The sequence below is a fragment of the Enterobacter hormaechei subsp. xiangfangensis genome, assembly GCF_001729785.1.
GTDB lineage: Bacteria > Pseudomonadota > Gammaproteobacteria > Enterobacterales > Enterobacteriaceae > Enterobacter > Enterobacter hormaechei_C.
On sequence record NZ_CP017183.1, the window covers coordinates 3,152,889 to 3,165,713 of the forward strand.

Sequence of the window (12,825 nt, forward strand, 5' to 3'; positions counted from 1 at the left end):
ACTCTCACTCTACGAACAGCGATTCCACGACGTTGATCCAGCCGTGCTCACTGGCGACCTCTTTCCCGTTCAGCCAGCGGCGCAGCATGTTCAGCGCCATCATCGCGCACACCTCCTGACGTACGGCCAGGCTGTGGCGGGTAATGCTCATCCTGACGCGCAGGGCGTGCGTTCCTTCCGGCGTTGCCAGGGCAAAGTTGAGGTGCTCCTCATCCAGCCCGCCCACAAACAGCGCCAGTCCGGCGAAATGCTTCACTCTGCGCTCGGATGCCCAGCGCGCCGTCTGCGCCAGCGTCTCCTGCTGGAACGGCACCACTTCACTGGCCAGCAGCGGCGCACCCGCCCGGGTAAGCTGAAGCGCCAGAAGCCCACCGGTAAACTGCTCGCTTAACGTCACGCTCAGCTGGCGGGACTGCAAATGCGCTGCGATCTGCGCCGGCAGCCCTTCCGTGCCTTCGAAAATCAGGCTTTCCCCGGCGACGCGCCGCACTTCCGGCCACAGTGCCAGCATAGCGGCTTTCTCTGACGCCGGTCCGGTCAGCTTCAGTTCAATAATCGGCATGGAGGAGCGATAGCCCATCGACACGCCGGGAGGCAGTTGCAGGTGATCGAGGCTCTGAGCGAGATCGCTTTCCGAGCGACCAAAGGTGGTCAGACGCAGGCACAGCGGCGGTTCAGGCAGCGTAAAGCGCGCGCGCAGACGCGGCAGGATCTGCTGCTCGACCATCACTTTAAATTCCGACGGCACGCCCGGAGTGAAGAACATCAGGCAGCGGTTCAACTGAACGGCAAACCCGCAGGCGGTGCCGACCGGGTTATCAATCAGTTCCGCGCTGGCGGGAATTTCAGCCTGCTTGCGGTTGCTGGGGGCCATCACGCGGCCACGCCCGGAGAAAAAGCGCTCCATCTGCGCCAGCCACGCCTCGTGCAGGACCAGGCCTTCGCCTTTGGCCGTGGCGGCGGCCAGCGCGCTGAGATCGTCGCTGGTAGGTCCCAGCCCGCCGTTCACAATCAGCACGTCGCAGCGTTCGCTGCGCTCGCGCAGAACGTTGACCAGCGACTCAAGGTTGTCACCTACGGTGTTGCGGCGCGTTAACGATAATCCTTGCTCAAAGAAGAGATCGGCGAGCCAGGCGGCATTGGTATCAATGATTTGCCCATGAAGCACTTCGTCGCCAGTGGATAACATTTCCACGTTTATCATTGTGTTCTCCCATTTCAATGGTCAAAACACTATAGCGCAATCAAAGACTGGGGGAAGAGAGAAACTGGCGCGACTGAACGCCGCGCCGAGAGGATTAGAAACCGGCGCTAACGCCAACGTACGGGCCGTCTGCCAGGGCGTTGTCGCGGTTGCCGTCTTTACCGGCCAGGTTCAGATAGCGATAACCCGCTTCGATGGTGATTGGACGCACGATGGTCCAGCGCGCGCCGGCGTTAGCTTCCTGATAGCTGTCGATGCCGCTGGAGAGGGAATCAGGAGAGTAGTAGTACTCACCGAACAGGCCAAAGCTGTCGCCAATTTTCCACTGCAAGCCGCCGCCCACTGCCGCCGCGTAGCCTTCGTCGCCCTCGTTCGGGTTGGTGTAAATGCCTTTACCGCCGACGGTCGCCAGGAAGGGACCCAACGGCACGTTGAAGCCGAGGCCCAGGCTTGCCGCATCGCCGTCGTCGTCGTTATGCGTCCAGCCGCCGGTCATTGCCAGGCCTGCGCTGTCCGTGCCAAGACCGAAGCCCAGATGGGTATAATCTTGTCCCGCCGAGCCGTTGAAGGAAATTGCGTTTGCCGCTGCTGAAACAAACATCAGGCCGCCTAAGCCCATTAATGCCACTTTTTTCATTGTCGTGATCCCGCACAATTTATTCAGAGATGTCCAAAAACCGCGAGATTTTAACCTGCCTGCCTGTGTGATCAATGGACTCCGCGTACGGCAGGCAATTAGTTTGTAACGATTTGATAATATCGGCATTTATATCAGCATCAGAAAGCGCATTTTCACGCTCAGCCCACCCAGATTTTCACTGGGCATCAGCTGAAGATGGCTGCGGTGCAGGCGGGCAATATCGTTAGCCAGCGCCAGGCCAATGCCGGACCCGGCGGCATCACCCACGTTTTCCAGACGATGAAACGGCAGCATGGCCTGGGAGATCTGGTCTTCAGCAATACCCGGTCCGCTGTCCTCCACGCTCAGCTCAACGGCATCGTTAGCCGTGCGCAGGTACACCGTCACGATGCCCTGCTCCGGCGTGTATTTGATCGCGTTCTCCAGCAGGTTGGCGCAGAGTTCACCCAGCAGCACGTCATCACCCTCAATCATTACCGGTTGCTGTACGCCGTCATAACCGAGATCGATACCCTTGCTGCGCGCCTGCGCCAGCCGGGAAAAGCAGCAGTTTTGCACCACCTGCACCAGATCGACAGGGGCAAACTGTCGCTCCCCCTGCTCTTTTCGCTTCACCGCTGAAAGCTGCAACAGCCTTTCCGTCAGCACGATGGTGTTATCCAGCGTGACGTTCATCGCCCGTAAGCTCTCCTGCCACAGGGCCGGATCGTTACGCGTCAGGGCAACCGATACCTGGGTTTTCAGCACCGCCAGCGGCGTTTTGAGCTGGTGTGAGGCGTCAGCATTAAAGCGCGCCTGTCGCGAAAGCACGCCGCGTAACCTGTCGATATAGCGGTTAAATGCCACAATCAGCAGCCGCGTTTCCGACCAGGGCAGCAGCTCCGGCAGCGGGGCCAGTAGCCCGGGCTCACGGCGCACCATCAGCGAAGAGAGCTGCCGCATCGGGCGCAGCACGCGACGCAGCAGCCACGCGGTCAGGACCAGCGTCAGCAGCACCAGCAGCCCCTGCGACACGAGCGAGGAAAACAGCAGCTGAGTGGCCAGATAGCGCCGCGACTGCAACGTTTCGGCGACGTAGATTTCCGCCATGCCGAACACACTCTCCTCGTTAACCGGCTGGAGCAGCTTCGCCACGCGGATCGCCTGCCCGCGATACTCGGTATGATAAAACCACGCCAGCGCCGGATAGTGGGAGGTCCGCGACGTGGAGGGGGGCATATTCGGCAGATCGTCATAGCCGGAGATCGTCCGCCCGTCAGGGTCCACGACCTTGTAGTAGAGGCGATCGTTCATGTTCAGCTCGAAGCTGTCGAGCACGACCCACGGCACGTTCACCTGGAGCTTGCCGTTGTGCACCACCAGCCGCTCTGACACCGTGCGCGCCGAGGATAACAGCGTGCGGTCATAGGCCTGCGTCGCCGCCTGTAGCGCGCTAACGTAGCTGTTAAAGGCTGACAGCCCCCATAACAGCAGCAGCGGCAAACCCAGAAAAAGCAAAAGTTGCAGGTAAAGCGACTGCGGCTTAACCCACTTCATCGCCGCACTCCAGCACGTAGCCCAGCCCCCGGAGGGTGGTGATCCGCACGCCGCTGCCGGTCAGCTTCTTACGCAGGCGGTGAATATAGAGATCGATGCTCTCGGGGCTGACGTCGTCGTTCAGGCTGAATACCTGGTCGAAAAGCTGTTGCCGGGAGACGGGACGGGTCCGGCGGTGCATCAGCACCTTCAGCAAAGAGAGTTCGCGCGGCGTGAGGGAAAGGGGTTCATCGCGCAGCAGAAAAAAGCCTTCATCATCGTACTCCAGCTCTCCCAGCCGCTGGCGCTCCTGGGTTCGCCCTTCACTGCGGCGCAGCAGCGCACGCAGGCGGGCATCAAGCTCCTCCAGCTCGAACGGTTTCGGCAGGTAGTCATCCGCCCCGGCATTCAGCCCCTTAACCCTGTCTGCCACGTTGCTGCGGGCGGTAAGAAACAGCACGGGCAACGTCTGCCCGCGCTTTCTCAGCCGATGCACCACCTCCAGCCCGTCGAAACCGGGCATGCCGATATCAAGGATCGCGACGGCATAGTTTTCTCCCTGCAAAAGATGATCGGCCGCCCGTCCATCGTTGACGCAATCCACGGCAAATCCGTTTTGTACCAGCGCTTTTTCCAGCCAGTGAGCCAGCTCACGATTATCTTCCGCGAGTAAGAGACGCATATCACATCCTGTAAAGTTGGTGTCGCAGTGAAAGGGAAATGAAAGGTTATTGTTTTAACAATCACGCAACGGAACCGCTACAAGGTGGTTCACATAATCAGAAAAAAGACACCCGTACCCGTACTCCCGGTTCTCCGGCGTGAGGATAAACGATGAAAAAACAATTACTTTCTACCCTTGCTGCAAGCGTATTGCTGTTGAGTGCCTCTGTCGTCCAGGCGCAGGACGCGCCATCCCGTACCGAATGTATCGCCCCGGCCAAACCCGGCGGCGGCTTCGACCTGACCTGTAAGCTGATTCAGGTCAGCCTGCTAGAGACGAAGGCCATTGAGAAACCGATGCGCGTTACCTACATGCCCGGCGGCGTGGGCGCGGTAGCCTATAACGCCATCGTCGCCCAGCGCCCTGCCGAAGCGGGCACAGTGGTGGCCTTCTCCGGCGGTTCGCTGCTGAATCTGTCACAGGGGAAATTTGGCCGTTATGACGTGGACGACGTGCGCTGGCTCGCCACCGTAGGCACCGATTACGGCATGATCGCCGTGCGCGCGGACTCTCCGTGGAAATCCCTGAAAGATCTGCTGACCGCCATGGAAAAAGATCCGAACAGCGTGGTCATTGGCGCAGGCGCCTCTATCGGCAGCCAGGACTGGATGAAAGCCGCGCTGCTGGCGCAGCAGGCCAAAGTGGATCCGCACAAGATGCGTTACGTGGCCTTTGAAGGCGGCGGCGAGCCGGTGACGGCGCTGATGGGCAATCACGTCCAGGCGGTATCGGGCGATCTCAGCGAAATGGTGCCCTACCTGAGCGGGGATAAGATCCGTGTGCTGGCGGTCTTCTCAGAAAACCGTCTGCCGGGCCAGCTGGCAGACGTCCCAACCGCCAAAGAGCAGGGTTATAACCTGGTCTGGCCGATCATCCGCGGCTTCTTCGTCGGGCCAAAAGTGACCGACGCCGAATACCAGTGGTGGGTGGATACCTTCGCAAAACTTCAGCAAACCGAGGAGTTCAAAAAACAGCGCGATCTGCGCGGGCTGTTTGAGTTCAACCTGAACGGCAAGCAGCTGGACGAGTATGTCAAAAAACAGGTGAATGACTACCGCGAACAGGCGAAAGCCTTTGGCCTGGCGAAATAACCGGAGGCGCTATGAGCGATCGCATTTTTGCCGGGATATGGCTGCTGCTCTGCATTGGCGGCATGTTCGTCGCCTGGCAGATCCACAGCGAATACAGCTATGAACCCGTGGGGCCACGCCCCTTTCCCGTCGGCATTGTCGGCCTGATGCTGCTCTGTTCGGTGGCGCTGCTGCTGCGCCATCCGGATACCGTGGAGTGGCCGCCACGCCGAACGCTGCAACGTCTGCTGGTAATGGTGATTGTCCTGCTGATGTACGCGTGGGGCTTTGAATGGCTCGGCTTCCCGATTGCCACCGCCCTGCTGACGATGGTGATTGGCATACTATTTAACGCCTCGCTGCCTGCGGCGGGGATCTCCGGGGTCGTACTGGGCATTTTACTCTGGTACGCCTTCGACCGCCTGCTGGACGTGACCCTGCCGCTTGGCGCATGGTTTAACTAACGGAGCACGCTATGGATACCTGGATCTATCTCTCTCAGGGGTTCGCGGTAGCGATGACCCCGGAAAACCTGGTGATCGCCCTGATCGGCTGTTTCGTCGGGACCATCGTCGGCCTGCTGCCGGGCCTTGGACCTATCAACGGCGTGGCGATTTTACTGCCGCTGGCCTTTGCGCTGCACCTGCCTGCGGAATCGGCGCTGATCCTGCTGGCGACGGTTTATATCGGCTGCGAATACGGGGGGCGTATTTCCTCGATTCTGCTTAACGTGCCCGGCGATGCCGCCGCCATTATGACCGCGCTGGATGGCTATCCAATGGCGCAGCAGGGACGCGGCGGCGTGGCGCTCTCTATTTCCGCCGTCAGCTCGTTCTTTGGCTCCCTGATCGCCATTGGCGGCATCATCCTCTTCGCCCCGGCGCTGGCCCAGTGGTCGCTGGCGTTTGGTCCGGCCGAGTATTTTGCCCTGATGGTGTTCGCCATCGCCTGTCTCGGCAGCATGATGGCGCAGAATCCGCTGAAGTCGTTTTTGTCTGCGTTGATTGGCCTCAGTCTGGCCACCGTCGGCGTGGATGCCAACACCGGGGTTTATCGTTTTACCTTCGACAGCGTTCATCTCTCCGACGGCGTGCAGTTTATCGTCGTGGTGATTGGTCTGTTCTCTGTCTCAGAAATCTTACTGATGCTGGAACATACCAGCAGCGGGCAGACGCTGGTGCGTAAAACCGGACGTATGCTCTTTAATGCCAAAGAGGGGGCGCAGTGTGTGGGTGCCACCCTGCGTTCGTCGGTGATCGGTTTCTTCGTCGGCATTCTGCCCGGCGCGGGGGCTACTATCGCCAGCGCCATCACCTACATGACCGAGAAAAAGCTGAGCGGTAACAGCGACAGCTTCGGCAAAGGCGATATCCGCGGCGTGGCGGCGCCGGAGGCGGCGAATAACGCCTCGGCCTGCGGCTCGTTTATCCCGATGCTGACCCTCGGCGTGCCGGGCTCCGGCACCACGGCGGTAATGATGGGCGCGCTGACGCTCTATAACATCACCCCGGGTCCGGCGATGTTTACCGAGCAGCCCGATATCGTCTGGGGTTTAATTGCCGCCCTGCTGATCGCCAACGTGATGTTGCTGGTAATGAACATCCCGCTGATCGGCCTGTTCACCCGCATGCTGACCATTCCCCTGTGGTTCCTGGTCCCGGCCATCGCCGCCGTCTCTGCGGTTGGGGTGTACGCGGTGCACAGCACCACCTTCGACCTGGTGTTGATGGTGCTGCTCGGCGTGCTGGGCTACATTCTGCGCAAGATGCACTTCCCGATGTCGCCGCTGATTTTAGGGTTTGTGCTGGGGGAAATGCTGGAGCAGAACCTGCGCCGCGCCCTCTCCATCAGCAACGGCAACATGGGGATCCTGTGGGAGAGCAGCGTAACGAAGATCCTGCTGGCAATGGCGATTATGGTGATTGTCGTGCCGCCGGTGCTGCGCTGGATCCGTCGACGCCAGCACAAACCGCAGCCGGATATCGGCTGATTAGCCCCTCAACAGGGCATTGACCCACTGCTTTAACGCCTGGCGGGAGATTTTAATCCCGCCATTTTTCAGTTCTGACGGCAGCGCCAGCCAGTGTACCGGCTGCTCAAAGCGCGCCAGCCTGCCCTGAACCCACTCCGGCAGCAGCGTGATATCCGTGCCCGGCTCGCATTCCACTACCGCCACCGGACGTTGCCCGTACTCAGCATCATCCAGCGGAACGACAAACGCCTGGCTTACCTGCGGATGCGTGGCGATAACGCGCTCCAGCGCTTCCGGCTGGATCCCTTCTCCGCCGCTGAAAAAGAGATTGTCCATTCGGCCCAGAATGGTCAGGCGTCCGTCATGCCACTCGCCGCGATCGCGGGTGGCGAACCAGCCCTGCGCATTGACCAGCGGCAATAATGCGCCGTCTCGCCAGTAGCCCGCCGCCATGCTTTCCGCCCGGATCCAGACTTCACCGTTTACCACCTGAACGTCTCTGCCCGGCAGCGCGCTGCCCACGTCCGGCGCGCCGTCGGCCTCTTTGGCGCAGACGGTGGAGGCGAACTCGGTCAGACCGTAGCCGCAGAATGTACGGATCCTCTGCTCGCGCGCCTGTTCGGTCAGCGCAACGGGGATTTCCGCCCCGCCGAGCAGCACGGCTTTCAGCGCGACGGGATGGTGTGAATTAAGCAGTCGCCACAGCTGCGTTGGCACCAGCGAGGCGTGGGTACAGCCCTGTAGCGCCTGCTCAAGCGGCTGTTTTTCGCGTACGGTGAGACGGCCTCCGCCCTGTAACCAGCGCCACAAAATCCCCTGACCGGAGACGTGAAACAGCGGCAGAGAGAGCAGCCAGTCGTCGCTTTCGCCGTAAGGCATCAGCGCCAGCACCCCTTTTGCGCTGGCAAGGTGGGCGGCACAGGTGTGCACCGCCGCTTTTGGCAAACCGGTGGAGCCGGAGGTGAGCGTCATTGAGGCCAGTCGTTCTGCCCGCCACGTCACGCCCCCCTGCCCCTCGCCCTCTCTTAATGCCAGCGCGGGCAGACCGTCATACTCACCGTTAAGCACCAGCGCAAAACGCAGGGTCATCTGCGGCAGGAGGACGTCCAGCAGCGGACGGGGAAGCTGAGGGTTCACCGGCAAAATGCGGGCGCCGCACTGAAGCAGAGCCAGCCAGGCCAGCAGGGTCTGCGGGTGGTTGTGGGCGAGCAGCATGACGCCGTCACCGTCAGCAACGCCCTGAGACTGAAAACCGGCTGCCAGACGATCGATACGCTTGCCCAGCTGAGTCCAACTGAGCGTTACATCGTCTAAACGCAGCGCGGGTTTATCGGCACGCCGGGTGCGCCAGTGCCGCCACGGCCAGTCGGTAAAACTCATCGCAATGGCTCCAGCGCCCCGACGTCGAGGCACGGCAAGGTGCTGCCAGGCCACTGGCGAATCAGCTGGGCCTGCATCAGGTTTAGCGTATCGAGACCGGGAACGGTGTCCGGCGTTAACCATGCAGCGATGCGCGCCAGCTGCGTCAGGCCGAGGCTGGATTCGATGGATGAACTGATCACCGCCGTCAGCCCTGCGGCATGGGCCGCAGCAACCTGCTCGCGCACCTTGTCGAGGCTGCCGGTCAGCGTTGGCTTAATCACCACGGCCCTGACGCCCGGCTCGGCGGCAAACGCGAAATCGGCTTCGCGCAGGCTCTCATCCCAGGAGATGGCGATGCCGGTTTCCCGGGCGAAGGCGCGAGAGTCGTCGCGCGTTTTGCACGGCTCTTCGAGAAACGCGATGCGGCTGCGGTACGCCGGGTTGACGTACTTCGCAAACTGCTGCGCCCTGAGCGGTGTCCAGGCGCGGTTGGCGTCCAGGCGCAGGTGCAGATCGGGAATGGCTTCCAGTAACAGATTAACCACCATCCCGTCGCGCACCGCTTCGTACAGGCCGACCTTTATTTTCGCCACCTTCTCGCCAGGCATCGCGGAAAGGAGCGCGAAAAGTTCATCCGGATCGCCAGTACAGAGCGGCGCGGCGCGATAGTTCGCCGCCTCCGGCAAACTGCCGTCCAGCTCTGCCAGCGCGCAGCTGATGCCGAACGCGACGGAAGGAACGTCCGGCAGCGCCGGATCTTCTCCCTCGCGCCAGGCGTGCGTCCAGGCCATCAGCGCGGCCTGCGCCTCGTCGAGCGTTTCCAGGCTAAAGCCCGGAAGCGGGGCGATTTCGCCCCACCCTTCCCGCTCGCCCTGCCGGAGATGCATGAAAAAGCCGTCACGGGTTTTTAACCGCCGTTCACGCAGCACCACGCCCGCGTCCATCGGTATCTGCCAGCGGTAAACCTGCGCGCGACGCATTACGGGTTCCGTTTGTATTTGCTGAAGTCCGGCTGGCGTTTTTCGTTGAACGCGTTGCGCCCTTCCTGACCCTCTTCGGTCATATAGAACAGCATGGTGGCGTTGCCCGCCAGCTCCTGAAGGCCCGCCTGACCGTCACAGTCGGCGTTGAGGGCCGCTTTCAGGCAGCGCAGCGCCATTGGGCTGTTTTGCAGCATTTCGCGACACCAGCGCACGGTCTCTTTTTCCAGATCGGCGATCGGCACCACGGTGTTAACCAGCCCCATATCCAGCGCTTCCTGCGCATTGTACTGACGGCACAGGAACCAGATTTCGCGGGCTTTTTTCTGGCCGACAATGCGCGCCATATAGGACGCGCCCCAGCCGCCGTCGAAAGAGCCGACTTTCGGGCCAGTCTGACCGAAAATGGCATTTTCCGCCGCGATCGTCAGGTCACACATCATGTGCAGCACGTGACCGCCGCCGATGGAATACCCTGCCACCATCGCGACCACCGGTTTTGGACAGGTGCGGATCTGGCGCTGGAAATCCAGCACGTTCAGGTGGTGCGTGCCCGCATCATCCTGGTATCCGCCGTAGTCACCGCGGACTTTCTGATCGCCGCCGGAGCAGAAGGCTTTCTCCCCTTCCCCGGTGAGGATGATGACGCCGACAGTGTCGTCATAGCGGGCATCCGCCAGCGCCTGGATCATCTCTTTTACGGTCAACGGACGAAACGCGTTGCGCACCTGTGGACGGTTGATGGTGATTTTGGCGATACCATCGGCGGATTTGTGGTAACGAATGTCGGTATAGCCTTCGGAGCAGTCCTGCCATTCAACCGGCGCGTAAAGCATGTGTTCATCAGGATAGATCATAGCGTGTCCTTTGTTCGATAACGCAGTATCTGAGCCAGACTCGCGGCAACCGCTTCCGGGTTGTCCCGGTGGGCGTTGTGTCCGGCGTGAGGGATAGCATGACGCGTGGCGTTAAGTTCAGCGGCGATAGCTGCAAACTTCCCGTCACGTTCGCCATAGAGATAGTCAAAAGAAAAATCACGCGCGGTGAGCGCGGGACGTAAATCAGGCTGAACGGCAAGCGAGGTGGCTTCCAGCATCTCTGCCAGCCTCGGGCCGTTGTTCCGGCTGCGCAGCGCGATCAGCGCCTTGCGCTGTTCATCAGTAAGGGAGGCAAAGACCGGCTGTTGATACCAGTCGGCAAAGACGGCCTCCAGCGGCTCACTGCGTAAACGTGATGCCCAGCGGCGGTCAGAGGTCAGCCGCGCCTGGCGCGCATCGGGGTCTTGCAGGCCCGGGTGTCCACCTTCCACAATAACCCCGTCTAACCCCGCTGGATGCTGGCAGGCATGGAACATCGCAATGCGGCCGCCGAGGGAGTACCCTATCAGCCAGCACTTTAGTATGTTGTAACTAAAAAGGGTGTGCGTGAGCAAATCGCTCAACTCTGCAAACCCCGTCACGTCAGTATCCGCTGAACCACCGTGCCCGGGCAGGTCAAGGTAGAGCCGGGGGTAGTCATGCAGCGACGCCCCGACAGCCTGCCACTCGCGACAGTCGCCGGAAAAACCATGCAGGAAAACCAGCCAGGGGTAGCCTGGATTTCCTGGCTGGGTGACGCCTGCGAGGATCACAGGTGACTCACCTGCGCCAGCAGATGTTGCAGCTTCTGCGCGCCGTCAGCATCGTTTACCACCAGCTCAATGAGCGTCGCGCCAGGCTGCCGCCAGGCGGTGTTCAGCGCCGTCTCCAGCGCGTCCCAGTTTTCCGGGCGATGGTACTTCAGGCTGAACATGGCGGCGGCGTGTTCGAACTGCACGTTTTGCGGCATCAGATAGAAGCGCTCACGCTCGCTTTGCGGCGTCGGCAGCAACGAGAAAATCTGCCCGCCGTTATTGTTCACAATAATCAGCACGAACGGGGCCGACGCCTGACGCAGGAGCGCCAGCGCGTTGAGATCGTAGAGGGCTGAGAGATCCCCCACAATCGCCAGCGTGGATTTCGCGCTGGCCCTCTGTACGCCAGCGGCGGTGGAGATCAGGCCGTCAATGCCGCTCGCGCCCCGGTTGCTGTACACCGGATAACCCGCCGGCAGCTGCGAAAAGGCGTCAATCAGGCGCACCACCAGGCTGTTACCGACAAAAAGTTGTCCCTGCTCGGGAAGATATTTGCGGATATGGTGCGCCAGCCCGGCTTCACTGAACGCCTCGCACTGCGCTTTGGTGAGTTCCCACGCCTGACGTGACAGCGCCGGGATCTCCACCGCCCAGGGTTTGCGTTTTTCCGCCGGATGCAATTCCAGCCAGCTGTTAATATCGCTCACCAGGCGGCGGCCACGATGGTGCGCCGGGTCAAGGCGTCCTTCGAGCGGGTCCACCAGCCAGTACTCTTCAGGCGTACAGGTGGCCTGCCACTGGAGCAGACGCTTCCCCGTCAGGCTCGATCCCAGCTGGACGACAATCTGCGCCTGCGCCAGCTCGGTGACCGCTTTCGCGTTCCCCAGCCAGAGGTCGGCGCAGGGCAGCGGCTGGCCCGTCTGGGAAAGCACGTCACCAATCAGCGGCCAGCCAAGCGTTTGTGCCCACTCCGCCGCAAGCTTACCTTCCGCCGCACTCATCCGCCCGGCTATCACCACGCCGCGCTTCTGACGCCAGAAGAACCAGTCGCGCTGTTTAGCGCTTTCCAGATGCGTCTGCTCGCGCAGCCAGGTTTTTTCGCTCTCCCACCAGTCTCCCAGCTGCTGTTGCCAGACGAGGCCAGTATCGTTCATTTCACCGTACAGCGGCTCGGCAAACGGGCAGTTAATGTGTAGCCCGCCGCTGCGCAGTGCGTTCATGGCGTGGTCGAGGGTTGAGACCAGCCAGCTGGCGGGAATGTCCTGGGTGGGGCGCGGCAACGAGACCGTCTGTGAAGGATGCGAGGCAAAAATGCCAGGCTGACGAATAGCCTGGTTAGCGCCGCAGTCGATAAGTTCCGGGGGACGGTCGGCGGTGAGTAAAATCAGCTTTTCACCGGTTAATCCCGCTTCAATCAGCGCCGGATAGAGGTTCGCCACCGCCGTGCCGGAGGTGACGATCACCGCCACGGGCGCTTTACTGACTTTCGCCAGCCCGAGCGCCAGATGGCCCAGACCACGCTCATCAAAATGGGTGTGGTGAATAAAAGCCCGGTTTTCCGCGGCAGCAAGGGTGAGCGGCGTGGAGCGAGAGCCCGGGGCAATACACACATGCCTGACACCATGACGGGTCAGGGCTTCAAGGATCACCGCCGCCCAGCGTCGGTTAAAAGAACTTACTGACATGAGATTGTCCAGTATCAAGAATGCGACACAGTATAAATAATAGAAAAAGTCAGAATTTTGA

12 protein-coding genes are annotated in these 12,825 nt (G+C 61.0%); 3 read left to right on the forward strand and 9 right to left on the reverse strand.

The window, feature by feature from the left end; translation table 11 throughout:
- Window positions 1-4: 4 nt before the first annotated feature.
- From BFV63_RS15030 to tctD, 4 genes are all read right to left on the reverse strand, one after another.
- Entirely contained in the window at window positions 5-1,204 is a 1,200-nt protein-coding gene (locus tag BFV63_RS15030) for a nicotinamide mononucleotide deamidase-related protein YfaY (RefSeq protein WP_045343019.1), read from the reverse strand.
- Window positions 1,205-1,298: 94 nt separating this feature from the next.
- A complete protein-coding gene (locus BFV63_RS15035; protein WP_048208320.1) occupies window positions 1,299-1,841 on the reverse strand; it encodes a YfaZ family outer membrane protein in 543 nt (180 codons plus the stop codon).
- A 129-nt stretch (window positions 1,842-1,970) separates the two neighbouring features.
- Entirely contained in the window at window positions 1,971-3,380 is a 1,410-nt protein-coding gene (locus BFV63_RS15040) for a sensor histidine kinase (protein ID WP_023314574.1), read from the reverse strand.
- Window positions 3,367-4,041: a transcriptional regulator TctD gene (gene tctD, locus BFV63_RS15045; RefSeq protein WP_017693014.1), complete on the reverse strand. Its 675-nt coding sequence runs from the start codon at window positions 4,039-4,041 to the stop codon at window positions 3,367-3,369. The genes BFV63_RS15040 and tctD overlap by 14 nt, the downstream gene beginning before the upstream one ends.
- Before the next feature lie 152 nt (window positions 4,042-4,193).
- Between tctD and BFV63_RS15050 the strand changes: the two genes are divergently transcribed.
- Genes BFV63_RS15050 through BFV63_RS15060 form a run of 3 tightly spaced genes read left to right on the forward strand, consistent with a single transcriptional unit; the run spans window position 4,194 to window position 7,143 of the window.
- Window positions 4,194-5,174, forward strand: a complete 981-nt coding sequence (locus tag BFV63_RS15050) for a Bug family tripartite tricarboxylate transporter substrate binding protein (RefSeq protein WP_003859441.1) — start codon at window positions 4,194-4,196, stop codon at window positions 5,172-5,174.
- 11 nt (window positions 5,175-5,185) lie between these two features.
- Window positions 5,186-5,617: a tripartite tricarboxylate transporter TctB family protein gene (locus tag BFV63_RS15055; RefSeq protein WP_003859443.1), complete on the forward strand. Its 432-nt coding sequence runs from the start codon at window positions 5,186-5,188 to the stop codon at window positions 5,615-5,617.
- A gap of 11 nt (window positions 5,618-5,628) precedes the next feature.
- Complete coding sequence (locus tag BFV63_RS15060; RefSeq protein WP_003859445.1) at window positions 5,629-7,143, forward strand: tripartite tricarboxylate transporter permease; 1,515 nt, start codon at window positions 5,629-5,631, stop codon at window positions 7,141-7,143.
- Here the strand turns inward: BFV63_RS15060 and menE are convergent, their stop codons facing one another.
- From menE to menD, 5 genes are read right to left on the reverse strand one after another with little or no spacing between them, the layout of a single operon-like run.
- A complete protein-coding gene (menE, locus tag BFV63_RS15065) occupies window positions 7,144-8,505 on the reverse strand; it encodes an o-succinylbenzoate--CoA ligase (protein ID WP_048208315.1) in 1,362 nt (453 codons plus the stop codon).
- On the reverse strand, window positions 8,502-9,467 hold the full coding sequence (gene menC / locus BFV63_RS15070; RefSeq protein ID WP_048240441.1) for an o-succinylbenzoate synthase: 966 nt from the start codon (window positions 9,465-9,467) through the stop codon (window positions 8,502-8,504). The genes menE and menC overlap by 4 nt, the downstream gene beginning before the upstream one ends.
- The gene (gene menB / locus BFV63_RS15075; protein WP_023314580.1) at window positions 9,467-10,324 is read right to left on the reverse strand and encodes a 1,4-dihydroxy-2-naphthoyl-CoA synthase; all 858 of its coding nucleotides are present in this window, start codon (window positions 10,322-10,324) and stop codon (window positions 9,467-9,469) included. The genes menC and menB overlap by 1 nt, the downstream gene beginning before the upstream one ends.
- A complete protein-coding gene (menH, locus tag BFV63_RS15080; RefSeq protein ID WP_045345841.1) occupies window positions 10,321-11,097 on the reverse strand; it encodes a 2-succinyl-6-hydroxy-2,4-cyclohexadiene-1-carboxylate synthase in 777 nt (258 codons plus the stop codon). The genes menB and menH overlap by 4 nt, the downstream gene beginning before the upstream one ends.
- On the reverse strand, window positions 11,094-12,764 hold the full coding sequence (gene menD / locus BFV63_RS15085) for a 2-succinyl-5-enolpyruvyl-6-hydroxy-3-cyclohexene-1-carboxylic-acid synthase (protein WP_045345840.1): 1,671 nt from the start codon (window positions 12,762-12,764) through the stop codon (window positions 11,094-11,096). Before menD ends, menH begins: the two co-directional genes overlap by 4 nt.
- Window positions 12,765-12,825 lie beyond the last annotated feature (61 nt).

Coding starts and splice junctions, on each gene's coding strand:
- BFV63_RS15035 (WP_048208320.1), bottom strand. CDS start 1,841: ATGAAAAAAGTGGCATTAATGGGCTTAGGCGGCCTGATGTTTGTTTCA.
- BFV63_RS15060 (WP_003859445.1), top strand. CDS start 5,629: ATGGATACCTGGATCTATCTCTCTCAGGGGTTCGCGGTAGCGATGACC.
- menD (WP_045345840.1), bottom strand. CDS start 12,764: ATGTCAGTAAGTTCTTTTAACCGACGCTGGGCGGCGGTGATCCTTGAA.
- BFV63_RS15030 (WP_045343019.1), bottom strand. CDS start 1,204: ATGATAAACGTGGAAATGTTATCCACTGGCGACGAAGTGCTTCATGGG.
- tctD (WP_017693014.1), bottom strand. CDS start 4,041: ATGCGTCTCTTACTCGCGGAAGATAATCGTGAGCTGGCTCACTGGCTG.
- BFV63_RS15040 (WP_023314574.1), bottom strand. CDS start 3,380: ATGAAGTGGGTTAAGCCGCAGTCGCTTTACCTGCAACTTTTGCTTTTT.
- menE (WP_048208315.1), bottom strand. CDS start 8,505: ATGAGTTTTACCGACTGGCCGTGGCGGCACTGGCGCACCCGGCGTGCC.
- BFV63_RS15050 (WP_003859441.1), top strand. CDS start 4,194: ATGAAAAAACAATTACTTTCTACCCTTGCTGCAAGCGTATTGCTGTTG.
- menC (WP_048240441.1), bottom strand. CDS start 9,467: ATGCGTCGCGCGCAGGTTTACCGCTGGCAGATACCGATGGACGCGGGC.
- menB (WP_023314580.1), bottom strand. CDS start 10,324: ATGATCTATCCTGATGAACACATGCTTTACGCGCCGGTTGAATGGCAG.
- BFV63_RS15055 (WP_003859443.1), top strand. CDS start 5,186: ATGAGCGATCGCATTTTTGCCGGGATATGGCTGCTGCTCTGCATTGGC.